At 43.9% G+C, this 22,633-nt stretch carries 20 protein-coding genes; 12 read left to right on the top strand and 8 right to left on the bottom strand.

Translation table 11 applies throughout. The features are described 5' to 3' along the window. The first annotated feature begins 48 nt into the window (after positions 1-48). Positions 49-810, top strand: a complete 762-nt coding sequence (locus ATB74_RS07250; protein ID WP_061017578.1) for a hypothetical protein — start codon at positions 49-51, stop codon at positions 808-810. Positions 811-868: 58 nt separating this feature from the next. On the opposite strand, the gene ATB74_RS07245 is transcribed toward ATB74_RS07250, so the two are convergent. From ATB74_RS07245 to ATB74_RS07220, 6 genes are all read right to left on the bottom strand, one after another. Further along, on the bottom strand, positions 869-2,044 hold the full coding sequence (locus ATB74_RS07245; RefSeq protein ID WP_061017576.1) for an OmpP1/FadL family transporter: 1,176 nt from the start codon (positions 2,042-2,044) through the stop codon (positions 869-871). Between the two features lie 390 nt (positions 2,045-2,434). Beyond that, complete coding sequence (locus tag ATB74_RS07240) at positions 2,435-3,658, bottom strand: HlyD family secretion protein (protein WP_061017574.1); 1,224 nt, start codon at positions 3,656-3,658, stop codon at positions 2,435-2,437. A 2-nt stretch (positions 3,659-3,660) separates the two neighbouring features. After that, positions 3,661-3,984 carry an MFS transporter gene (locus ATB74_RS07235; protein WP_061017572.1) on the bottom strand — a complete coding sequence of 108 codons (324 nt, stop codon included), beginning with the start codon at positions 3,982-3,984 and terminating at the stop codon, positions 3,661-3,663. 251 nt (positions 3,985-4,235) lie between these two features. Continuing rightward, positions 4,236-5,663, bottom strand: a complete 1,428-nt coding sequence (locus ATB74_RS07230; RefSeq protein WP_081090076.1) for a sodium-dependent transporter — start codon at positions 5,661-5,663, stop codon at positions 4,236-4,238. A gap of 358 nt (positions 5,664-6,021) precedes the next feature. Then, a complete protein-coding gene (locus tag ATB74_RS07225) occupies positions 6,022-6,849 on the bottom strand; it encodes an SDR family oxidoreductase (RefSeq protein WP_061017571.1) in 828 nt (275 codons plus the stop codon). 249 nt (positions 6,850-7,098) lie between these two features. After that, positions 7,099-7,878, bottom strand: coding sequence for a response regulator transcription factor (locus tag ATB74_RS07220; protein ID WP_061017569.1), 780 nt, complete (start codon positions 7,876-7,878; stop codon positions 7,099-7,101). A 227-nt stretch (positions 7,879-8,105) separates the two neighbouring features. Between ATB74_RS07220 and ATB74_RS07215 the strand changes: the two genes are divergently transcribed. The 10 genes from ATB74_RS07215 to ATB74_RS07170 all read left to right on the top strand — a co-directional run bounded on the left by ATB74_RS07215 (position 8,106) and on the right by ATB74_RS07170 (position 19,414). Further along, positions 8,106-9,686, top strand: a complete 1,581-nt coding sequence (locus tag ATB74_RS07215) for an arylsulfatase (protein ID WP_061017566.1) — start codon at positions 8,106-8,108, stop codon at positions 9,684-9,686. A gap of 320 nt (positions 9,687-10,006) precedes the next feature. Continuing rightward, a complete protein-coding gene (locus ATB74_RS07210) occupies positions 10,007-11,317 on the top strand; it encodes an anaerobic sulfatase maturase (RefSeq protein WP_432215316.1) in 1,311 nt (436 codons plus the stop codon). Between the two features lie 12 nt (positions 11,318-11,329). Then, complete coding sequence (locus tag ATB74_RS07205; RefSeq protein ID WP_060981636.1) at positions 11,330-11,866, top strand: hypothetical protein; 537 nt, start codon at positions 11,330-11,332, stop codon at positions 11,864-11,866. Beyond that, positions 11,863-12,894, top strand: a complete 1,032-nt coding sequence (locus ATB74_RS07200; protein WP_061017564.1) for a hypothetical protein — start codon at positions 11,863-11,865, stop codon at positions 12,892-12,894. Before ATB74_RS07205 ends, ATB74_RS07200 begins: the two co-directional genes overlap by 4 nt. A gap of 63 nt (positions 12,895-12,957) precedes the next feature. After that, positions 12,958-13,986 (top strand): AAA family ATPase, encoded by a 1,029-nt coding sequence (locus ATB74_RS07195; protein WP_061017562.1) that lies wholly within the window; start codon positions 12,958-12,960, stop codon positions 13,984-13,986. Positions 13,987-13,997: 11 nt separating this feature from the next. Continuing rightward, positions 13,998-14,942: a DUF58 domain-containing protein gene (locus ATB74_RS07190; protein WP_061017560.1), complete on the top strand. Its 945-nt coding sequence runs from the start codon at positions 13,998-14,000 to the stop codon at positions 14,940-14,942. Next, the gene (locus ATB74_RS07185) at positions 14,932-15,444 is read left to right on the top strand and encodes a DUF4381 domain-containing protein (RefSeq protein ID WP_061017559.1); all 513 of its coding nucleotides are present in this window, start codon (positions 14,932-14,934) and stop codon (positions 15,442-15,444) included. The genes ATB74_RS07190 and ATB74_RS07185 overlap by 11 nt, the downstream gene beginning before the upstream one ends. Continuing rightward, the gene (locus ATB74_RS07180; protein WP_061017557.1) at positions 15,431-16,552 is read left to right on the top strand and encodes a VWA domain-containing protein; all 1,122 of its coding nucleotides are present in this window, start codon (positions 15,431-15,433) and stop codon (positions 16,550-16,552) included. The genes ATB74_RS07185 and ATB74_RS07180 overlap by 14 nt, the downstream gene beginning before the upstream one ends. After that, positions 16,549-18,144, top strand: coding sequence for a vWA domain-containing protein (locus tag ATB74_RS07175; RefSeq protein WP_244270908.1), 1,596 nt, complete (start codon positions 16,549-16,551; stop codon positions 18,142-18,144). The genes ATB74_RS07180 and ATB74_RS07175 overlap by 4 nt, the downstream gene beginning before the upstream one ends. Before the next feature lie 34 nt (positions 18,145-18,178). Further along, on the top strand, positions 18,179-19,414 hold the full coding sequence (locus ATB74_RS07170; protein ID WP_244270907.1) for a BatD family protein: 1,236 nt from the start codon (positions 18,179-18,181) through the stop codon (positions 19,412-19,414). Here the strand turns inward: ATB74_RS07170 and ATB74_RS07165 are convergent. Both ATB74_RS07165 and ATB74_RS07160 read right to left on the bottom strand, forming a co-directional pair. Beyond that, on the bottom strand, positions 19,411-20,334 hold the full coding sequence (locus ATB74_RS07165; RefSeq protein WP_061017553.1) for an urea transporter: 924 nt from the start codon (positions 20,332-20,334) through the stop codon (positions 19,411-19,413). The two genes, ATB74_RS07170 and ATB74_RS07165, sit on opposite strands and share 4 nt — an antisense overlap. A gap of 82 nt (positions 20,335-20,416) precedes the next feature. Then, positions 20,417-21,076, bottom strand: a complete 660-nt coding sequence (locus ATB74_RS07160; protein WP_061017551.1) for a pyridoxamine 5'-phosphate oxidase family protein — start codon at positions 21,074-21,076, stop codon at positions 20,417-20,419. 90 nt (positions 21,077-21,166) lie between these two features. On the opposite strand from ATB74_RS07160, the gene ATB74_RS07155 reads away from it, so the two are divergent. Beyond that, on the top strand, positions 21,167-22,624 hold the full coding sequence (locus tag ATB74_RS07155; RefSeq protein WP_061017550.1) for a PLP-dependent aminotransferase family protein: 1,458 nt from the start codon (positions 21,167-21,169) through the stop codon (positions 22,622-22,624). Positions 22,625-22,633: the final 9 nt, after the last annotated feature.

Below are 22,633 nucleotides of genomic sequence, written 5' to 3'. Positions count from 1 at the left end.
CTACATATAGTGGCACCATCTTCTTAAGTGTCAGTTTTGGTGTATACAATGGAAAATATTAAGATAGCTTCTCTTTCTTTAATAAGCACAGCATTAGTTTTAGCTTCAACTTCAGTATTTGCAGAGAAAAATTCTGATAAAAACAGTCATGAGTATCATGATGCTGACCCTCGAAACAGCAGCATGAGAGCGGCGGTATTTTCAGATGATGAAGGAGAGCTTAAACTCCTTGCTGGTGGTGGCGCTTCGGGGCTCACTAGCGATATATCTCAGACCGTAGGCTTTGCTGAATATTACACTCAGTCAGAGAATGCTCGATTGAGAGCCGCTCACTTTGATTCTTTTGGTGGTGTTTATGTAGATGTTTACCAACTAAAAGACGCAGCGAACATGTACACAACAGGCTATATGCTGCCGTTAGGTAGTGAAGATGGCACCTTGTTTTTCCCTTCGTTGAACTATACCTATGTCGATGGTGGTGATGCGTACTCAACATTGAACGGATTAGGCGCTCCTCTGCAGGGCAACGAAGAAGCGCATTTGGGTTCTGTTAACATGTACGCATTACACCCTTGGAACGATACTCACTTTTCGGTATTTAATATTAATCTTGGTTCGTCATACGGTGGCGCTGAAATGCAGGTTGCTAACCTAATGTGGCTGCAAGGCATCAAAACCAAAGTAAAAGACAAAGATTTCAACATCATGTTTGAATTTAAATACGATGTGATTTCTGTTCAAAATGAGCGCGGCATTGATGAAACTTCAGAAGAAGTGACCGCCTCGGTTGGTATTGATTACCGCTTCTAATATCGACAACAAAACGCTGAACTTGAGAGTTCAGCGTTTGAAGTTACTGCGGCCAACTTTATAAAGTGATGTTAGCGCCAATAAAGTGAATATGGCCGTCGAATGAACCCGTTACATCAACGTTGGTTCTTTCAACGTTAACAGTGCCTAGGTCAGTAAATTCATAGAACATGTCGATACGAACATCATTCCAGTGCGTGCTAGCGCCCACAGAGTAGCGGTATTGTTCACCAACAGGTAAGTCAACCCATTGCTTGGTTGGGTCATCTTGTGGCGACGTCTCGTAAGAAAAACCTGCTTTTAGAGCCCATTTGGCGTTTAGTTGGTAGTCAGTACCGATGGCGAATTTCCAAACGTCGTCCCAGTCGCGGTCTACAGCTACTGGCGCGCTATCACTGCCGTTGGCATAAAGTGGTGTTTCTGGGTAATCACTCCATTTGTGCCATTGTACTGAGCTTAAAAGCGCTAATTGTGGATTGAGGCTGTAGCTACCACTTAGGTCGACGATAGTTGGAAATATTAGATCAGTACTTAAAGTGTCTAATCTATCTACATCTGAAGTAACATCCACATCAAATTCGTGTTCTAGTTTTGAGCGGTAACTTAAACCTACTGCCCAGTTGTCTTCTTGATACATTGCACCTGCATTAAAGCCCCACGCAAAGTCTCCGTCTAGATCGGTTTCTAGCGTAGAAGTTTTTGCCTCTAGGATACCGTAGTTAAGCTGAGCACCAATGCCCACAGACACTTTCTCGGTAACTCTAAAGCTTAGCGCAGGATTAAACTGTATAGCAGTTACCAAGGCTTCGTCTAAACCAATAGCACCTTCCCACTTGCTTCCATATTTTACGGCTGTACCGCCAATAGAGCCGAACATGAGGCCCAGGTGGACGTGGTCATTGAGTTGAGTTACGTGAAAAACTCCGATTGATGGCATAACGGTGTGTGCACTTCCATCGCCTTGAGCTTTGTCTGTGGCATTTAGAGGGCTGCTATCGTAGGTGTCGGTATAGTCCATATTTAAGTCAAGTACCATGGCATTAACGGTAGTCTTGCTTTGGCCCATATAAGACATAGTTGCCGGGTTCGTATAGCCCGCAGTAGCGGTTTCAGTGTAAACGCCGTCACCGGCACCAGCTGTACCAGCGTTTGCATAAGTCGCTTCTTGCATGAGCGTGCCACTAGCATTGGCTAAGTTTGAAAAGATAAGTAACGCGAGAGCCGTTTTTCTCATGGTGTTTTCCTGCAGGTTAGCCTTAAAAGCTTGGATTAATAAACTGCAGATAGTGTAAGGAAGGAGTAGTTGGAGATATTCAGTATTTTTTCCGTATTGCATAAATTTCAGATGTTCAAACTTCGCGAAAGAATATGAATTAGACACGAGTATTAGCCTAAAGCTCAGCTCGCGTAGTCGGATTTCAGAAGGATGGAAACTCAGCAGCCTATAGGGGAGGCACATCATCCTTGATGTTGCTGAGTTTCCAATATGGTTATATAGCTGTTAGTACACTACTTAGTGCAATGTGAAATGAGGTAAATGAATACTGAAAGTAGAATCAATTGACTCTTTTTTCGATGTGTAATATCTACAAAATCACAAATTTTATGAAATGTATTCATGGCCTTACATGCTATATATGAAGTAAATTTGAGCTTTCATTCGGATGATGATGCCGCGAATGACATTCAAGAAATTCAAGAATGGAATTGGTTTCTCAGCGTTAACCCAAGCTAGTCCAACGGCACCGACTGGAATGTCGTAGCCTTCAGGTTCGGTAATACGCAGACGAACAAAGTGGTGCTTGTTCATCACGTTCTTACCTGTTGTTGCGCGCACGTTGGTTTCACGAGCAAGCAAAGAACCTTGAGACTCACCAGTCGCTTCAACAATTCCTTCTACGTGAGCATTGAATACTTTACCCGGGTAAATGGCGGTAGCAAACTCGGCTTCTTGGCCAACTTTGATGTTTCTAAATGCTTGATGGTTAATTCTCATCAAGACAAACTTCTCATCGCTGTACATTTTTAGTCGAGGCATAGCACCAACAAATTGACCTTCACGAGCCATAAAGTTGGTGACATAACCATTGCTTGGTGCGTAGATCTTTGTTTGTGCCAAATCCCATTCTGATTGAGCGAGAGCTGCTTTCTTGTTTTGAAGATCGGCCTGTTTACTGATCTCGGAAATCTGTGACTTCTCAATTAGGTTTAGGTTTTTATTTGCCGTAATTTCTGACTTCTGATATTGCGACTCAATGATCGTGAGCTGGTTCTTTGCAACTTCAACGGCTGTTCGTTGTTGATCAAGGACGCTTTCTGTAATCGTTTTTTTAACTTTTGCATTCTGGTCGACATAGCGCTTTAGCGTGCGTTGTTTTAGCGTCAGGTCTTGTTTTGCTGCAGATATCTGGTTCTTGATTATCTCAATATCTTCAAGCGAAGCTCGGTAGTTTGTCTTTGCGATATCGATATCTTGTAAAGCTGCTTTATGAGCCATTTCAGCAATCGCTAGTTGCGCTTCTGCTTTGTTAACGGCGATAACGTATGAGTCATCGTCGAGCTCGTAAATCAATTGGCCCTTTTTAATTTCACTGTTCGGTGAGATGTGAAGGGCTTCAATATTGCCCGTTACTCGTGTTGAACCTGGTCGTAATTGAATGTGTGGTGATTGCACAACGGAACCGCCGGATAGATCCATCGGAGCCCACGTAATAAGGCCAACCCATACGAATACAAGCCAGATAGAGCCACCACCATAAGCAAACATTTTAAATGGTTTTGTCCAAGGCACCCCAACAAGGCGAAGTAGATAAATAAACAAAGCCCAAACAGCTAAACCTTCTAACATCGTTATTCTCCTGCCTTTGTAGTTTGAGTTGGTGCGGTGTCATGCCAAATATGACGAATGCGGCGTATGCTCTTTTCCGTGTCGACAAAAGCAATAATAACGGCCAGCACCCAAACCCAGTGCCAGATAAAGCCTATCCAGGTGAGAATGGTGACTAACCCCATTTGACCATGTTTCTTTTTATCTGCGTGATGGATAGGTAGTTCATGGAACTTCCAAAACGCATATAACGCGCCTAAAACAGTACCAACCAGTACCAGTCCTGCTACTACGTGTAAGCCAGTGTCGAATGCAGTGTCGACGAAAGGCATGCTAATTAAACTCATAAAGCTTCCTAAAAGGGGTAATGAAAAAATTAAGCTAGAGCGGGTTCACTCAAGAGTGGTGAACGAGTGGAGAAATGGTACGGAGCTACTAAACAGAGTGAATCAGTAAAAATACGGGTCATGATTTTTAGTCGAGAAAAATATGATCTAGAGCGAATTTAAAGGGTAGGTGAGTGAGTAGAAAGCCAAAAATAAAGCCTGTCGTTTGATGACAGGCTTTCGTTATTCATCGCTTTAAGTCGACGCAGATTCTAGAAGCGTTTAGAAATTACCGCGGTGAGCGCGATAAATGCGATACCCATTAACATGACTTCGCCTTTGCCGCTGTCAAAACCAGCTTTCACGCCCATAAAAGCAACGATTGCGATTGCAAAAGGAATGACGTATTTAACTAAGCCGTACCAAAGGTTAAACAGAGGGAATGAAATTTCACCATTGTTGGTGATCTCATTTTCTAGGTCTTTTTTGTTTAATCTCCAGCCTGCAAAGATACAAATGAACATGCCGCAAACGGCTAAGAATATCTTGTCAGTCAATAGATCGAAGATATCGAACACGCCGGTATCGAATAACTTAGGGCCAATACCTCCCAGCGACAGTGAAGAGAGTACACACATACTGATCATCGTAATGCTGGATACCAGTACCGCTTTAAAGCGTGTCATCTGTTTTTCATCGATTAAGTACGAAACCGCAACCTCTAAAAGAGATACAGAAGAAGTGAGCGCTGCAACACTAAGGCCTACAAAGAAAAGTAGTGCGAATAGTAAGCCGATCACGCCACCCATTTCTGCAAACAGCTGAGGTACAACAACAAAAACTAAGCCAGGGCCAGCAGCAGGCTCCATGCCAAATGCAAACATTGCAGGGAACATTGCGATACCAGCCAGTAGAGCAACGCCACTGTCCATAGCAACGACCATCGCCGTCGTTTGTACTAGGTTCTCTTTTTTCTTTAGGTAGCTACCGTATGTGATCATACAACCTGTTGCTAGGCTTAAAGAGAAGAAGGCTTGTCCGAGTGCTGCAAGCACAACGTTGCTGTCTACTTTAGAAAAGTCAGGGCTAAATAGGAACTTAAGGCCAGCGCTTGAACCCGGTAATGACAATCCTTTTATCGATACGATCACCAAGATCATGAACAACATTGGCATTAGGATCTTACCTGCTTTTTCAATGCCGCCAGAAATACCTTTCATGACGATAAGTACATTCAAAAAGAGATAGACACTCATCCACATTAAAGGCTCTACTGGTGTAGAAATGAAGTCAGTAAAGCTTTCCCCTATTAGTTGGGGAGTGTTGAGTAAGCCTGTGGCAATTTTATAGATGTAAGCGATAGACCAGCCACCGACAACCGGGTAAAACCCCATAATTAGCAGCCCACTTACCACGCTTATTACGCCGGTAAATGTCCAGCGTCGGTCAGTCGCTTTAAATGCACCCACTGCTGATTTTTGTGTATGTCGACCGATAGCAAATTCCGTTAGCATGACACTAAAGCCAATGAAAATGACAAAGGCTAAGTAGATAAGAACGAAGGCGCCGCCACCGCTCTCACCTGCGGTATATGGGAATTTCCAAATATTCCCAAGGCCCACAGCAGAACCTGCCGCTGCCATTACAAAGCCTAGCTTTGATCCCCATGTGTCTCTTGATTGTGAAAGGTTACTCGCCACAACATCTCCGAAAGTGTTCTAAATAAAATGATTGAATTTGATTGCGTTTACTAATGGTCATGAGAGCAATATGCAGTTGTGAACGTTGCACTGCTTCAAACCACCGTGCAGTGTATGGGGCGTGAACGTGAAGCTAAACCGTAGAATTACGGTATAAGTGCGTGTTGGTTTTGCTAAGAGCCAACTTTCTAGAAAAAGGAAAAGAAAAAGACAGGTAAGAGAAATGGAACGGTAGATAACCTTGGGGAGTAGGTTCGAGGATGAATGCGGACATCCGAATATTAGCTGAAGGTAGCTTCATGTTCCCATACAGCTACCAATTTAAGTGTTCAAGCTAAGTGATCAAGTATTATCGAGTCTAAATTGACGTGCGCTTGATCAGTTTTAGAAATATAGAGCCTAGCGCTTTTTCACCGATTACTCGCTGTACGAAAGTCATTAGCTTTGCGTCTAGTGTGGTTTGGTAACTAAGCTTGGGTTTTGAATCAAACCCTGCTTTTAGCATGTGGTTCACAGTTGATTCTGGCGTTGCACCTTTTCTATACGCGTCGTGTAAGAATTGATGAGATTTGTCGACGATCACTTTATAAGCCGAAAGCTGATTGGTTTCTTTCATATCCCGTAGTTGGATTGCATCAAGCTCTGTTTGCACACAACCCGGTTCAATCGTTGAGATTTGAATATTAAAGTCGGCGACTTCTTGAGATAGCCCTTTTGCCATGCCGTTTAATGCATGTTTTGTCGCGGAGTACCAAGAGTTCATGCTGGTGGAGACACGCGCAGCAATAGAGGTAGTAAAAATGATGCGGCCTTGGTTTCTTTCTCGCATGTGAGGTAATACAGCTCTTGCAACACGCGCAGCGCCGTAAACGTTAGTATCGAAGAGGGCGTGTACTTTTTCTATCGGAGTTTCTTCAACAGGTCCTGCAATTGGGTAGCCAGCATTAGAGTAAACAATATCAATATGACCGACTTCTTCAATCATCTTTGCAATGGCTGCATTGATCTGCTCTTCATCTCTAACATCAACTTTTAGAACCGTGGCGCCTAATATTTTTAGATCGAGCATATTATCAACGCGTCTTGCTCCGCAGTAAACAGTATGACCTTCATTGAGAAGTTTAATCACCAGATCTTTACCAATGCCAGACGAAGCACCAGTGACTAATATATTTTTGACGAACATAGACAAACTCCAGATAAATAATCAATAACCAGACCTGAACGGAAATATACATGTGGATACTTGATGGCCTTTATAAAATAGAGCCAATAGCTATAGATATATATTGAAGGGTTCAGTTTGCTGATGTCCTAAATTAAATCCTGTCACCGGCTTTGTAAGCAGTAGTATTACGGCAATAATGCATACCACTATTGCAGTGGTATGCATTATTTTCAGAAAGTAGGCGTGGAACTCATGTGTGTGATGGGACTATTGATCAATTCCAAGGCCGTTGCGTAGTGCAAATTGGATAAGCTCAGTATTATTTTCAAGTTCCAGTATGTCGATCATGCGGTATTTGTGTGACTCGATGGTTCGAGGGCTTAAAAACAACTTTTCTGCACATTGTTTTGCCGTAAAACCTTGTGCAAGTAGAGTCAGAACTGAGCACTGTTTTGGCGACAGTAATAGAAGCTTTTCACTTTCATTCGCATTCGTAGGCTGATCTTGTTTTAAGTTTCTAGACATTGTTGAGTGCTGCCAATAGCAAAGCCAAATGTCACAAATGAGCTTGAGTCGTTTCATGTCTCGATCTGATAGTGGATCTAAGTTGTTGTTAAATCTGGAAAATGACAAAGCACCCCAGTCTTGACCAAATAATTTGAGAGGGATGATGCCATGCCAACGTCCCCCTTCTTTATACAGTGTTCTTATAACTGATATCTTGTGGTCACTCATTTCTTGTTCGTTAAATGTGAGCCAATTTCTTTTGGTCCTTAGCTGTTTTAGATAGTCGAGGTAGTTGCCACTGATAAAACTTTGAGGGTTGAGTTTAGGTACTCCGTCACGAGCGATGGTGACCGTTTTTCCGTCGTTAAGCATAATCATGGAATTGGGAAACAGTGTTACTCTATCTATTTCGAACCAATCCAGTACTGTGTGTGCGATGCTGTGCCAAGTCGCATCAAAGTCTTTAGGTGCCGCTCCAATTAATGCGTTGGACTGCTCTGTCACTAGATCTTCAAAAGACATCTCAACGGTATTTTTCATTGTACACAATCAACCTTATTAACTTAATAGCTACTAATCCTATGTGTAAACTAGCTTTTTATGGGGTTATAAGTCAAATATTTGCCCATATGTCTAGTGGATATCGCTTAGGTTAGATACCTCACTATTATTTAAATCAGTAATACTACTGATTACCCAATTTCTAGTTTCTTAAATAATAGCTCACGGAAAGAAATTACTTTTAAAATTACAAAAGGTCTTGAGCTATGTTCAAAAAGAAAACCTTCCTACAGCTTGCGATGGGTGCTGCACTTGCATCGACTGCAATGGCAAGTTACGCGACCACGGATACGAGCCGCCCTAACATCCTAGCGATCTGGGGTGACGATATTGGTATCGATAATATTTCGGCATACACACGAGGCCAAGCGGGTCACTGGACACCGAATATTGACCGTATCGCGAACGAAGGCGTGCTGTTTACCGATTTTTACGGTGAGAACTCTTGTACAGCGGGTCGTAGTGCATTCATCACAGGTCAACACCCAATGCGTACTGGTTTGACAAAAGTAGGCATGCCAGGTGCTGCTGAAGGTATGCGTCAAGAAGATCCTACAATCGCAACCATGCTCAAGGCTAAAGGTTACATGACAGGTCAGTTCGGTAAGAACCACCTTGGTGACCGCGACGAGCATCTACCAACGGCTAACGGTTTTGATGAGTTCATGGGTAGCCTTTACCATCTGAACGCTGAAGAAGAACCAGAGCATCCAGATTACCCGCAAGCGCCAGGCTTTAAGAAAAGATTTGGCCCGCGTGGTGTTATCCATTCATATGCCGATGGTCGCATTGAAGATACGGGTGCCCTAACGATTAAACGTATGGAAACGGTTGATGAAGAGTTCCTAGAAGGCGCATTAGACTTTATCGATCGTGCTCATAAAGAGAAAAAGCCATTTTTCGTTTGGTTCAACTCAACACGTATGCATGTTTGGACTCACCTGAAAGAAGAATCCAAAGGCCTGTCAAAGCGTGGTGGTTTATACGGTGATGGTCTGGTTGAGCACGACAACATGGTCGGTCAACTACTTGATAAGCTGGACGAACTGAAGATCGCTGATAACACCATCGTTTCGTACACCACTGATAACGGCGCAGAGAAATGGTCTTGGCCAGACGGCGCGACATCTCGTTACTACGGTGAGAAGAACTCAACGTGGGAAGGCGGTTTCCGTGTACCAGCAATGATGCGCTGGCCGAATAAGATTCCAGCAGGTTCTGTTGCAAATGAGATTGCGGCGCACAATGATTGGGCTCCAACATTTCTAGGTGCTGCTGGCGAGAAAAACATTGTCGCTGACCTGAAGAAAGGCAAAAAACTTAACGGTAAAGAGTACAAAGTTCATCTAGATGGCTTTGACTTAATGCCGGCACTTAAGAAAGGCAATAACACAACAGCAGATAATTCTGTTGAGTGGCCTCGTAAAGGTTTCGTTTATGCAGCCGATGATGGTCATATTTCAGCCGTTCGTATGGGCGACTGGAAAGTGATGTTCACTGTGAACGAGTGTCATGGTGTTGAAACTTGGCAGTGTCAGTTTGAAGAGCTGCGTTTCCCTTACATTTTTAATTTGCGTCAAGACCCTTATGAAAATGCACATAAAGATGGTGTAGGCTACCAACAATGGCGTGTAGAGCATCTACCGTACATGTACTTAGGTGCGGCTTACACATTCCAATTCTTGAAAACATTCCAAGAATTCCCACCGCGCCAAGTTCCAGGTTCGTTCTCTATCGACAAGATCGCAGATAAGATGCAAATCTGGCAGCGAGCTCAATACCAATAGTACTAAGCAACAAGCTAATCATATTGAGTAATAAACTCATCTTGTTTGGCTCAGAGGCGAGTTAAATAAGCCTCCGCTAAAAAGCTGACGAACGACTTAAAAGAGCGATCCTTGTGATCGCTCTTTTTGTTTTCGCTTTTTTGATTTCAAGAGCTCTTTTGTTTGCAGCCGCTCTTTGGTTCCCATGATCAATGAATAGAATCCGTAATACTACTGATTACGGCTGACAAGTGCTGTTGAATAATGGCATTAGATAACCGTTATCGGTTTCCATCTTAGGGAAGTAATCGCACAGTGAATGTGAGTGAACGAGAAGAGGAATAACAATGACCCAATCAGCTCAACACAACACCATTATGTTGCCAAAAGCAGCACCCGCGAAACGTATGAATATTATGACCAAGCCTATTGGATCAGCATGTAATATTGATTGCACTTACTGTTACTACCTAAGTAAAGAAGAGTTGCTAGGCCATGAGCGTGGCTGCGCGACTCAAATGAGCGAAGAGATGCTCGACACCTACATCAAAACCTATATTGAGCAGCAAAATTTTCCTGAGATAGTTTTCCATTGGCAAGGCGGAGAACCGACGCTATTAGGCGTGAACTTTTTTCGTGACGTAGTTCGCCTGCAAAAGAAATACTGCCCGAAAGGCGTGAAAATTGAGAACAACCTGCAGACTAACGGGACGTTACTTAATGATGATTGGGGCAAGTTTTTAAGTAAAAACAATTTCATGGTCGGCTTGAGCATTGATGGACCTGAAATGATCCACAACGCTTACCGAACCAACCGCTCGGGGCGAGGCACGTTTAAGCAAACTATGAAAGGTGTTGCCGTTCTTCATAAACACAACGTCAATTTTGCAACGCTGACTTGTGTAAACAACCTCACTGGTTCAAACCCACTCGAAGTCTACCGCTTTCTACGCGATGAGATTCGTTCGCCACAGATGCAATTCATCCCTATCGTCGAACCGAAATCATTCCGAGATACAGCACCACAGAAATGGTCTGAAGAAGAGGTTCTTTTTCAAGGCATGCCCGAAACTGAGCCTAGCCACCCGAACTCAATTGTAGAGTCTTGGTGCGTTTCTGCCCATCAATGGGGGGAGTTCTTATGCACCATTTTCGACGAATGGTTAGAGAACGACATCGGCAAAGTAAATGTGCCGTATTTTGAATCTTGCGTTGAAACTTGGATGGGGCGAGTTAACCCACTTTGTACACTTGCACCTATGTGTGGTAAAGGATTAGCTATTGAGCACAACGGCGATGTATTCGCGTGTGACCACTATGTTTACCCAGAATACAAGCTCGGCAACATCAATAATGCCAAGCTTGAAGACCTGCAATTTTCAAAAGGCCAAGAAGAATTTGGTCGAGCAAAAGAGTCAACGTTACCTAAACAGTGCCGAGAGTGTACTTATCAGTTTGCTTGTTTTGGTGAGTGCCCGAAAAATCGCTTTATCAAAACCCTCGATGGTGAAACAGGGCTGAACTATTTGTGTGCAGGCTGGAAACAGTTCTTCTCACATATTGATCCTTATATCTCAATGGTTGTTGCGACTATGGGCTACCCAGTGAACAAAGGCATCAATAGCGATGCAATGAAGATCAATTTTAAATAGAGGCGTTATCTGATGAAACTAAAAACTGTTGTGTTGCTTGTTGTTGCACTAATTAGCCAAACGGTTATCGCTCAAACCAAAGCGGTATCACCGACAGACACTCTATTTAATCAAGCATCGGTAAAAGTGGTGATTGATATGGCTTTCCAAACTAAAAGCGAACGATATACCGAATTTGCTTCGCTCTTTAATCTTTGTCAGAAGCGCCCTAGTAACCCTCAATGTGGTGAAAAGTACGAACTAAAGCGCACAAACTACGAGATAGCTAAAGCGAATTACGACGTACTTTTAATGACTAATGAGCCGCAATTTATCACTTTGATGATGCCTCCGATTAACTATGATGAGTTGGTTTTAGCTTTAAAAACATTGGGTTATTTAAGCGGAAAGCAAGAAAAGGTCGATCATGCACAAACACTCGATGCTTTGAATGAGTGGCTAGTACTCCATAGCTTTGCAAAAACAGAAGAGATTTACTTTATACATGCGCAAATGGTGCGGGCTGAAGAGTTATCTCAACAACTGTATATCGAGCGCCATCCAATATGAAACATCGGTTAGTTAATTGCTCTGCAGCACTGCGCATTATTGTTGGAATGCTACTTAGCTTTTATTCTTGTGTCACTCTGGCGAATAGTGTTCAACCTTTAGGTAATGTAAGTGTTAGCAAAGGTGTAACTGTTGCGGAACAACGTGAACAGCTTCTAGCTGAGTACTCTCAAAATGAAGCTCTACCCATAGACCAACGTGCTGCAGCGACCGTGAATTTGGGGATGTATTATGGCCCAAACTCGATCATTGCGGTCGCTAGAGCGTCGCGTTCTGAACATCCACAAATGCGTTTGGCAGCAATACAAGCCGCAGAACAGTGGCAGGGTAAAGCAAAGTGGGATGTTGTCTCCCCAATGCTAGATGATGTTGACCGCGATGTTGAAGCTCAGGCTGTCCGAACTTTGATTGTTCTTTGGCCGAAGTTATCCGGTGAGTATCTCGACCGCTTGGCTCCGGCAATCGATAGGCACCTAACCTTACTCTCCAACGATCTTGATGGTGATTTAGAGCGAGCTTGGGTCTACACCTTACAAAGCAAATTTCAACAGGCCGAGCTGATCTACTTAGATCGATATGAAAATCATCAAGAGCCTAGGGTTGCCATTGCTTACGCAGAGTATTTAAAAGGCATTGATGACGATGAACACGCTCAGTCTATTTTAAAGCAAACGTTGATAGAGTTTCCTGAATCGGCGGCATTGCATTATAGCCTTGGCCTGTCTTACTTGCGAATAGGAGAAAGAGTGAAGGCGCTACGTCGCCTGAGAAATGCATATGAACTTGAATCGATGAACGGTTCTTATGGATACACTTACGCGACTTTAGCGCGAGAACATGATGCTGAGGCTGCGATTACTGTCTATCGGGCTATCTATCAAGATCATGAGCAACCAGCCTATCTATACGCTTTGTGCGACACCTTATTAGTTGCAGGACAAGATGCGAACCAGTGCCTTGCTGAACTTGAATCTGTCGCACCTCAAGATGTTGTATCAAAACTAAAAAAACTCTACCAGCCAAATTAAATCAACGCTGATATACCTATTCAGGTACTACAGCTTATTTAGGTAGCCTTACAAGGTAACGTTATGTCTACAGATACTCGTGCAGCCATTTGTCAGTTAATTGAACAGACGAACCAATCCATTATCGGTCAAGCTCATGTCACACAATCAATGATGATTGCGTTGCTGTCGGGTGGGCATATTTTATTGGAAGGGCTTCCTGGCACGGCAAAAACTCGTGCTGCAAAAATATTGGCGGAACAATTGAATATGGCTTTTAGCCGTGTGCAATTCACTCCCGATCTGCTTCCTTCTGATGTAACTGGTACTCAGATTTATCATCAAGAGCAGTCGAAGCTGACGTTCCAACCTGGGCCTATTTTCAGTTCTATGGTGCTGGCTGATGAAATTAACAGAGCACCAGCCAAAGTTCAGGCCGCTCTTTTAGAAGCGATGGCTGAAGGTACAGTGACGGTTGCGGGTGAAACCATGCCACTGCCAGAACCCTTTTTAGTGATAGCAACGCAAAATCCCGTTGAACAAGAGGGCACATACCCGCTACCAGAGGCGCAGATGGATCGCTTCATGATGAAAGTGAATGTTGGCTATCCAGAGCGAGACTCGGAAATGTTGATTATTGATTTGGTGCGTCAGGAAGAACTCGCAGCAATGGATGAGGAAGTGAATAAGAGTATGGATTCAGGAACGCTACAACAAGAACAAAATGAATTGCTAGCTGCGGCATTTGAAGGCGGTGTTGAGCACATTGCAGCTGGTAAGGAGGCGGTAAAGCGTATCCATACCTCGCAGCCCATTAAGCAATATATTGTGGATCTTGTGATGGCAACGCGCTTCCCACACTTGTACCCGGATTCAAATTTAGACAAGTGGATTGATGTTGGCGTAAGTCCTCGCGCATCGATCGCACTAGACAAATGCAGCCGTGCTCATGCTTGGTTAGCGGGGCGTGATTATGTGACTCCAGATGACGTGAGAACGGTCGTGGGCTCGGTATTGGGTCACCGTATTACTCCAAGTTTTGATGCATTGTCGGACTCGGTGACCGCAGAACAGATTGTTGATGAGCTATTGCTCAATGTGCCTCTCTCTTAGGGAACGTTGTTATGAATGTATCTGATGACGTAAGGGTTGTTAGCTCGTTTGAATCTCTGATGGCGACAAAATTGAAGTCGACAGGTTTCTCGTTGCCACCTATAGCTAAAAGCCGTTCTCGACAAGCGGGTAACCATTTATCTCGCTACCGTGGTCGAGGGCTTAATTTTGAAGAGTTTCGTCACTATCAAATGGGCGATGATATTCGTAGTATTGACTGGAATGTCACACAGAGAATGCTTGAACCTCATGTCAGGGTTCAAAGTGAAGAAAAAGATCTGCCCGTGGTGTTGCTCGTCGATCAACGCAGTAGCATGTTCTTTTCATCGGTTGATACCATGAAATCTGTGGCAGCAGCTCAAGTTGCAGCTTGCTGTGCTTGGAAAGTATTAAAAGACAGTGATCGCATTGGAGCGTTAATCTTTTCAAATGAGCAGCTGTACTGGCACAAACCACAACGTCATTCTGCACATGTTGCACGAATTCTTCAGTCTCTGGCGGTTGCGAATCAAGGTTTGTCTCGTAAAGAACAGAAAACTAAAGAGGTTGCAGGTTCTGGGTTATCAGACGCTTTGACTAAGTTAACGCAGCAGAAATTAAAGGGTTGTTTGATCGTGATGATTAGCGACTTCAATGACGCGACAGAACAAGATATCCAACGAATCAAATGGCTAAAGCAACACAATGATTTGATGGGGATTGCAGTGAATGACCCCATGGAACTTGAGCTTCAATTTTCTCAACCGATTCGTATCAGTGATGGTGAGTGGCAGTTATTGGCTGATACTTCATTGAACGAGAAACTTCATCGATACAACCAAGTCACTCAGCAGATCTACCAAGATATCCATCAGTTATTGAGTGCTGGTGGGGTTGATGTGGTTAGATTAGACACGTCTGGAAACCACATCACTGACTTTATTCAAAAAATGAGTGGGGGCTACCGTGTCCGATAATCGAGTTTTACTCAAAGGTTTTATCGATCCCGCTTCTGATATTGATGTCAGTTGGTTGCCAACAACAATTGGTTGGAAAGTCATTTTTATTCTAATTATGGTGTGGGTGGGCTGGAAGTCGTTCCATCTTTTGCATACCTATAAAGCGAACAAATATCGTCGTGTGGCAATAAAAGCGATCAGCAGAAGTGAGCAAGGCGCCATTGATAGTCAGCGCTTACAACAAGAGTTGCGTAGGATAAACAGCGTGTTGAAACAGGTGGCTTGTTGCTCGTTTCCTGGAAGTAAGGTTGCGATGCTCAGCGGCAATGAGTGGAGTGAGTTCCTCACTGTTTCTTCTCCGACCCCCATTTTTGACCGAAAACTCTTGTTGCAATGGCAGCAAGATATCTACAAGCACACATCAGATTATAACTGGACCGAAAGTGAATTAAGTCAGATTCGTTTAAGTGCTATTGCGTGGGTAAAAGGCCATGTGAGGGGAGCTGATGATCGAGTTTGAATACCTTTGGGCTCTTGCCTTATTGCCTCTGCCGATTCTTATTTACTGTTTTGTGCCGAGTCATCAAACTCCACAAATTGCCTTGAAAGTGCCTTTCTTTGATGCATTTGCATCAAGTTTAGGTCTGAATACTGAGAAAGGCTCAAACCAGATCAAGGCGGGTATTTGGCAGCGTTCTTCACTGATTTTAGGTTGGTTTTTAGTCGTACTGGCAGCTGCGAAACCTGTTTGGTTAGGACCTGAAGAGACTAGAGAGCTAGCTGGCCGTGATGTAATGATTGTTCTGGATCTGTCGGGCTCTATGGCGACGGACGATTTCTCGAATCGTGCTGGTAATCAAGTGACTCGTTTGGCGGCTTCAAAAGAGGTGTTGGACACGTTCAGTCAAAAGCGAAGTGGCGATCGATTGGGTCTCATCGTATTTGGTGATTCTGCTTTTTTACAATCGCCATTTACGGCTGATCACGCGGCATGGTTAGCGCTGCTGAATGAAACCGAGCCTGCAATGGCTGGGCAAAGTACCCATTTGGGTGATGCAATTGGACTCGGTATTAAGACATTTCTTTCCGAGAATCACAAAGACAAGCAGGAGCAGTCATCCGACTTACATAGCGCTCAACCTGATCAGCTTTCTTCTGAAAACCTTGCTCCTGAAAAGCATGAGCACGAACACCTTACTCGCGAATATCCTAGCCGAGAGCACTTGATTATAGTGCTTACTGATGGCAATGATACAGACAGTTTAGTGCCACCGATTGATGCCGCGAAAGTTGCTGCTGCACACAATATTAAAATTCATCTTGTGGCAATGGGGAGCCCTAACACTTCAGGTGAGCAAGCGATTGATATGGAAGTCATTGATGCTGTTGCCAAGTTAACGGGGGGGCAGAGCTTTCTAGCGATGTCACCAACTGAGCTAGATAACGTATACGACACCATCAATGAACTCGAACCTAGTGTGTTTGAAAGTTATCGTTATCAGCCGAAACAAAGTCTTCATTATGTGCCTTTACTTATCGCCTTCATCTATCATCTACTGTTTATGGTAGTTCGATCCATTTTGCGATTTCGTATCAAGCCAGAGACTCTTAAAGCGAGGGCTTTATGATGGGAAACTTTCATTTTATTCGCCCCGAATGGCTGCTATTAATCGTGCCACTTGCTGGGGTGCTGACCATGAACTGGCGCCGAAGTCAAAAGCAGGATTCGTGGGTAACCCATTTGCCCAAGCACTTGTCGGATGCTTTGCGTGTTGGTGAGTCGTCTCGAGTGAAGCACCTTCCGATCATTCTACTCAGCGTAATTTGTTTGGCCGTGATAGTGATTGCTTCTGGGCCAAGTTGGTATCGTCAGTCTTCGCCTTTTGCAGAAGACACAACGCCTTTAGTGATTGTGCTTGATGTCTCTGAGTCAATGTTGCAAAAGGATGTTGCGCCAAGTCGTCTGTTTAGAGCGAAACAGAAAATAGCGGAGCTCATCGATCTGCAAGGCAAAGGGAAAACAGCGTTAGTCGTCTACTCGGGTACTGCTCATTTAGCAATGCCTTTAACGCAAGACGTTGCGGTGTTTAAGCCTTTATTAGAGGCTATTCAACCGGGAGTAATGCCAAGAGAGGGTAAGTTTGCGGAATATACCCTTCCTATCATCAACAAACTGGTACCTGAAACGGACAATGCAACGGTATTGCTGGTGACCGATGCCGTTAACCAATTGGCTCACCGTGAGTATCAAGGTTATTTCAAGGAAAAAGGCTACCAACTGCTGATTTATGGTGTGGGCAATCAAGACGTTCCATCCCCTTTACCTATGGAAATTGAGAGTTTGTCGAAACTCGCTAATTCGGTGCATGGTGATTTTGTTGTTTTTACTCAAGATAACCAAGATATACAAAACCTTAGTGGGAAAATAACGTCTTTTGCTGAGCTTTCAGCAGACCAAGCTGAGCCTTGGTTTGATGCGAGTTACCCTTTGGTTTGGGTGGTGCTGGTGCCGTATTTATTATGGTTTAGAAAAGGTTGGCTAGTTCAGTGGTGCGTTGTGGTTTCTCTGTTTTATAGCGCGACTTACAGCTCTAATTTATACGCAGCAGAGTTTTCGTTGGTCGATATTTGGCTGACTAAAGATCAGCAGGGCGCTCTGTATTATCAAGATCAAGAATACCAACAAGCGGCGCAAGTGTTTTCCAATGAGTATTGGAAAGCAACGGCCTATTACCAAGCTGGCGAATACGAAGTAGCGCAACAATTCTACATGCGCAGTGATACCTTACAGGGTCAATTAGGTGCGGCGGCTTCATTGGTGAATCAAAAAGAGTTTGTTGCGGCAAGGTCATTGTATCGAGAGATCTTGGAGCAGTACCCTGATAACCAAGAAGCACTTCATAACTTAAAGATTGTTGAAGATGTGATTGCTTATATTGATAGCTTTACGAAAGAACAATCGAAAAGCAATGAACGTCAGGTGAGCCGAGAAAATGGAGATAAGCCGAAACGCTCGGATGGCGTAAAGCAGCAAGTAGAACAAGATCAAGTGATTCAAGAAGTCTTATCCGCTGAACAAATCTTGAGTGATCCAGGCGCCAACGAAAAATGGATGAAGCGAGTTCAGAGTGACCTATCAAGCTTTATCTCAACCAAGTTTGCATTGCAGTATCAGCAAGGGGTGGCTAACCAAACGGAGTGGAAAGATGAAGTTAAGTAGGTTATTCCAGCTTTTGTGTTTGGTTATTAGCTTAATGAGTCATTTTGCTTTCAGTCAGTCTCATGTTCACAGTCAAAAGCTAACCTCGCTCTATGATCAAGGCAGTGTAAAATTGAATGCCTGGCTGAGTCATGCCAGTTCGGATATTGCCGTGCATGAGCAGATCACTCTCAATATTGAAGTGATGACAGACACCTGGTTCACCAAAGGCACCAAGGTGCACCGTGTCGAGGTTGATAATGCGGTCGTGTTGCCTACGAGTTCTTTTGCTGTGAACTCCACAGAGCGTATTGATGGGAAAGTCTATTCCAAGCAACTCTGGGAAATTGTGCTTTACCCATTACAGAGTGGAGAGTATCAAATCCCTCCTGTCGCGCTTGAGATTGGCGTAAAGCAGGGCAGTAATAATGTTGTTGGGGTGGTGATGACGAAGGCTTTGTCTTTCAATGCGCATAAGCTTTCTGCCAATATGATGTCTAATCAGAAATGGTTAACAGGTACTGAAGCTAACCTAAAAGAAAAGTGGAGGCTTGTCTCTCAAAATGAAAGCTCAGAGGGTTTAGAAAAGCAGCTCAGTGTGGGCGACGCGATTACTCGTGAAATTACGTTATCTGCACACGACACCATCAGCGCACTTTTGCCGGAAATCACGACACTCCCAGATACCTTAACGAGTCAATTTTTGGTATATCCTGAGTTAACTCAGTATCGAGATGATGAGCAAAGGGGTGTGCGTCAGGCTCAAAGGTTAGAAAGGGTGACTTATATAGTGAACAACGCTGGCCGGGTTACGCTTCCTGCGGTTAGCATCTTTTGGTGGGATTCAGAGTTTCAACAGCAAAGAATTCTTGTCTTGCCTGAGCGAAGTTGGCAAGTGTCGCACACCTTCGCTTCTTTTGTGGAGCAGTACAAGGTGCTATTGGGCGGGTCCGCTGTTATCGTTGTTGCTGTGATCTTGAGTACAGCACTGTTGTATCGTCACTTTAAAACAAGGCCTAAAAGCAAATGGCTTTGTTTAGCTCAAGCTATCTATAAGAAAGATATACCTTTGTTCGAGAGTTCGATTTATCTGGTTTTACTGGAGCATTTTCAATCTAGAGTGCTGGTTCCCAGGGTAGAAACGGTCGAAGGTCTTGAGATGATATGGCAAAGATATAAGGAAAGCCCTGAGCATGAAAAACTACGAGAGAGTGAATCTTCCCGATTAGTCTTGTTCAAAGTGCTGGTAGCCTTTCTCTTGTATGCTAAATCGGATGGATTAAACCGTTAACTGTTAACGCGACTGCGTTTCATCAATCTAGACAGATAGACAACTCCCCAAGTACTCAAAATGAAAGGGCCGGTGAGAGGCAGTAGTGATAGTTCATGAAAGCCAAGTGTAATCAGGCTGCTTGCAACAATGCCTAAAACAATCAATGGCCAAGTAACTCCTTTATAGAGAAGTAATGCTAGGGTCACTAGCACGGCATTATAACCATAGAGGCCTTGTTCAACTAATGCGTCAGAAACGCCGATCGCATTGCTAAAATTAGTGCTGATAACAACCGAAGCAACGACCCACAGAGCATGCTTTAGATTGTTTAGTGCGATAGCGACTAAGATAACTATCCCTGACAACGCATTTTCGATAAAGCTGACTTGGCTGATTCCTTTGAGTAGCGGATCGAGAATACTCGGTATGTGAAGCCACTCATCTAAATTAATCCAGTCGCCGATATTCACGTTGATAAGCGGGAAAGGCACAGAAGGTTCAGCGTTAAATGATGACCAATTGAGCGTTGTGTAAAGTGAGTAAATTAGCCAAGAAACCAGTATGAAAGCGCTCGTGTATCCACGATAGGTTTTGAATTGAAACACAATATGCGCAATGGGTACCGTAAGCAGAGCCCCAACAATAGCCAGTAAGGTGAGTACAGGTGTTACACCAAAGATATTGCCAATAAATAGAGCAACTAATGCACCATTCAAGGCATACAATCCGTTTTCAATATCTTGACTAGGCTTGTGGCTATAGCACGCCAGTAAGTGGCTACTTGCTGCTCCAATCAAAGTCATGAATGAAAGCCAAAGTGACTCAATTGAAATTGAGAGAAGAAGTAGGAGTGATGTTGTGGCTGACTGCGTGAAATAGACTTGCCCAATACCATTGAGCAAGCCTTGAAGTGGAAGAATATCCTTATTCGTTCTCATCGTCTGACCACATTAATTTTTCATGTTAAATTTTTGTAAGTCAGATTGTATACAGTTTTATTAAGTTAACCATCTTCGTGTGTTAATTCTGATACCAGCGTTCACCATAGGCTTGTTGGTAATCTGGTGTTTCAATGATGCCTTCTTGCTCTGGAACTGTCTCCAATGGCCCTACGACCGTTCGATAAGGTAATACGCCAGCCCAGACAGGGATATCCATATCAGCCTTATCATCATTCACTCCATGTTTACCAATTTTCACGGATGCTTCGGTTAAAGGGATCGCCAATAGCTCGGTTGCGGTGAGCTCTTTTTCATTACTGAGCCTGACTTCATCGGTTCTTCCCGGTGCGATTTGCTCAATAAAGATATTCAACAAGCGATCCTTTTCTTGATTGTCATCGATGACTGAAAATGAACCCAATACAACAGCAGAACGATAATGCGCACTGTGATGAAATGCCGAACGAGCCAACACCCAACCATCGAATAAAGTGAACGTTAAACAGGTTGGGTCTCCCTTTTTTAGCCCTTTTAGTAGGCGACTGTTTTTGGCCCCATGAATGTAGACCATGTTATCCACTCGCCACGCGAGCATCGGGATAACCATTGGGCCTTGTTCGCCTTGCAATGCAATGTGTGCGATTAAGCTCTCATCAATAATTTGGTGCAATTTCTCTTGTTCAAATACGGCTTTGTGAGCCCCTTTTTTAATCGTGGTTCTTTTCGTGTTAGATAACATAATCGCTCCTTAATCATTGCCTTTTGATTAATGTAGCGATTAACTGGTCTATTAAATAGAGCCACTTTTAAACACTATTTGGATCCAGTTATGCAGCCTATCGATGTCGGTGACCTACAGTTAGACGAACAACACGACACGCGTCAAACCGCCTTGTTTCATGCGATCCGAGAGAAGATCGTCCAAGGTTTATGGAGTAAAGGCAGTAAGTTACCTTCAACACGCAAGCTGGCAGTAGAGCTGACAGTAAGTCGAAATACAGTGATCTATGCGTATGAACAGTTAGTTACGGAAGGCTACATAGAGAGCAGGCAAGGCTCGGGTTTTTACGTGTCGGTTGAACAGCCGGAGCATTTTCTCAGTTTGTCTCAGCCGAAGAGCGTTCAGGATACACAGGTCAAGCTCATACTAAGTAATCCGAGCACAAATATAGCGACACCTAACGACATTAACCGCAGCTTTGCCCCAGGAGTCCCTGACTTAGATGCGTTCCCTTTTGCTAAGTGGCAGAGGCTGTTGCAACGCCACTCTACACGTCAGAACATTGCGGGCAATCAAGAGGTTCAGGGAAGCTTGGCCTTGAGGGAAGCGTTGACCGGGTATCTTGCAAGCAGTCGTTCAGTTCATTGTAGTGCCGATAGAATCATCATTACTGCTGGTGCGCAGCAAGCCATCTCAATTGGTTTGATGGCGACGTTGGCGATGGGCGACAAAATCCTGGTGGAAGAGCCCGGTTATCGACAAGTGCATAAAATTATCGATCTGTTGAGGCTAGAGTTAGATGGCGTAAGTGTCCGAGAAAAGGTCGGTATTGATATTAAAAAAGTGCTCTCCAGTAATGCTAAGGCTCTGTATGTCACGCCGAGTAACCAATACCCAATGGGCACAACACTTAATACCGAGCAACGCCTCAAGCTAATCGATTGGGCCAACAAAAATCAGTCTTGGATTATTGAAGATGACTACGACAGTGAGTTTCAGTTTGCACATAGGCCTTACACCAGTATGCAAGGCTTAGCGGGTAAACTCGGGTTTGATGACCGAATCATTTATGTTGGTTCGCTGAGTAAAGTCATGTTCAACGGACTCCGCTTAGGCTACTTAGTGGTGCCAGAAAGTCTGGTGGCGAAGTGTCTTGAGATTAAAGATGCGCTCACTGGAGACACGGCGTCTCATACACAAGAAGCTTTGGCGGATTTTGTTCGAGAAGGCGACTTGCTGCGTCATATTAGAAAGATGCGTCGTTCATACAAACTCAAGTATGAAGCTATGATAGAAGCGATTGAAAGCGAGTTTAACGGTGATCTTGAAGTGATCAGTCAGGCGGCAGGACTACATGTAACGGTGAAGTGGTACAACGGAATATCTGAACATGAGTGGAGCCGCAGAGCAGAGCTTGAAAATATCATCATTCGTCCGTTTGATTTTTATGAATACGGTTCGAGTGATGCTCGTGATTGGAGTGGGGCGGTGCTGGGTTTTGGAAATATACGTTTGGCTGAGGTAAAGCCGAAGATCAAACAGATCGCTCGGCTTTTTTATCAGTGATATTGGTAG

The sequence above is a fragment of the Vibrio splendidus genome, from assembly GCF_001557875.1.
In the GTDB taxonomy this organism is placed as follows: Bacteria; Pseudomonadota; Gammaproteobacteria; order Enterobacterales; family Vibrionaceae; genus Vibrio; species Vibrio splendidus_F.
The sequence above is the reverse complement of the archived record's forward strand: the minus strand, read 5'-3'. Positions and strand labels throughout refer to the sequence as shown.

Coding starts and splice junctions, on each gene's coding strand:
- ATB74_RS07235 (WP_061017572.1), bottom strand. CDS start 3,984: ATGAGTTTAATTAGCATGCCTTTCGTCGACACTGCATTCGACACTGGC.
- ATB74_RS07165 (WP_061017553.1), bottom strand. CDS start 20,334: ATGAGAACGAATAAGGATATTCTTCCACTTCAAGGCTTGCTCAATGGT.
- ATB74_RS07225 (WP_061017571.1), bottom strand. CDS start 6,849: ATGTTCGTCAAAAATATATTAGTCACTGGTGCTTCGTCTGGCATTGGT.
- ATB74_RS07195 (WP_061017562.1), top strand. CDS start 12,958: ATGTCTACAGATACTCGTGCAGCCATTTGTCAGTTAATTGAACAGACG.
- ATB74_RS07170 (WP_244270907.1), top strand. CDS start 18,179: ATGAGTCATTTTGCTTTCAGTCAGTCTCATGTTCACAGTCAAAAGCTA.
- ATB74_RS07250 (WP_061017578.1), top strand. CDS start 49: ATGGAAAATATTAAGATAGCTTCTCTTTCTTTAATAAGCACAGCATTA.
- ATB74_RS07175 (WP_244270908.1), top strand. CDS start 16,549: ATGATGGGAAACTTTCATTTTATTCGCCCCGAATGGCTGCTATTAATC.
- ATB74_RS07245 (WP_061017576.1), bottom strand. CDS start 2,044: ATGAGAAAAACGGCTCTCGCGTTACTTATCTTTTCAAACTTAGCCAAT.
- ATB74_RS07215 (WP_061017566.1), top strand. CDS start 8,106: ATGTTCAAAAAGAAAACCTTCCTACAGCTTGCGATGGGTGCTGCACTT.
- ATB74_RS07190 (WP_061017560.1), top strand. CDS start 13,998: ATGAATGTATCTGATGACGTAAGGGTTGTTAGCTCGTTTGAATCTCTG.
- ATB74_RS07240 (WP_061017574.1), bottom strand. CDS start 3,658: ATGTTAGAAGGTTTAGCTGTTTGGGCTTTGTTTATTTATCTACTTCGC.
- ATB74_RS07180 (WP_061017557.1), top strand. CDS start 15,431: ATGATCGAGTTTGAATACCTTTGGGCTCTTGCCTTATTGCCTCTGCCG.
- ATB74_RS07155 (WP_061017550.1), top strand. CDS start 21,167: ATGCAGCCTATCGATGTCGGTGACCTACAGTTAGACGAACAACACGAC.
- ATB74_RS07160 (WP_061017551.1), bottom strand. CDS start 21,076: ATGTTATCTAACACGAAAAGAACCACGATTAAAAAAGGGGCTCACAAA.
- ATB74_RS07200 (WP_061017564.1), top strand. CDS start 11,863: ATGAAACATCGGTTAGTTAATTGCTCTGCAGCACTGCGCATTATTGTT.
- ATB74_RS07205 (WP_060981636.1), top strand. CDS start 11,330: ATGAAACTAAAAACTGTTGTGTTGCTTGTTGTTGCACTAATTAGCCAA.
- ATB74_RS07220 (WP_061017569.1), bottom strand. CDS start 7,878: ATGAAAAATACCGTTGAGATGTCTTTTGAAGATCTAGTGACAGAGCAG.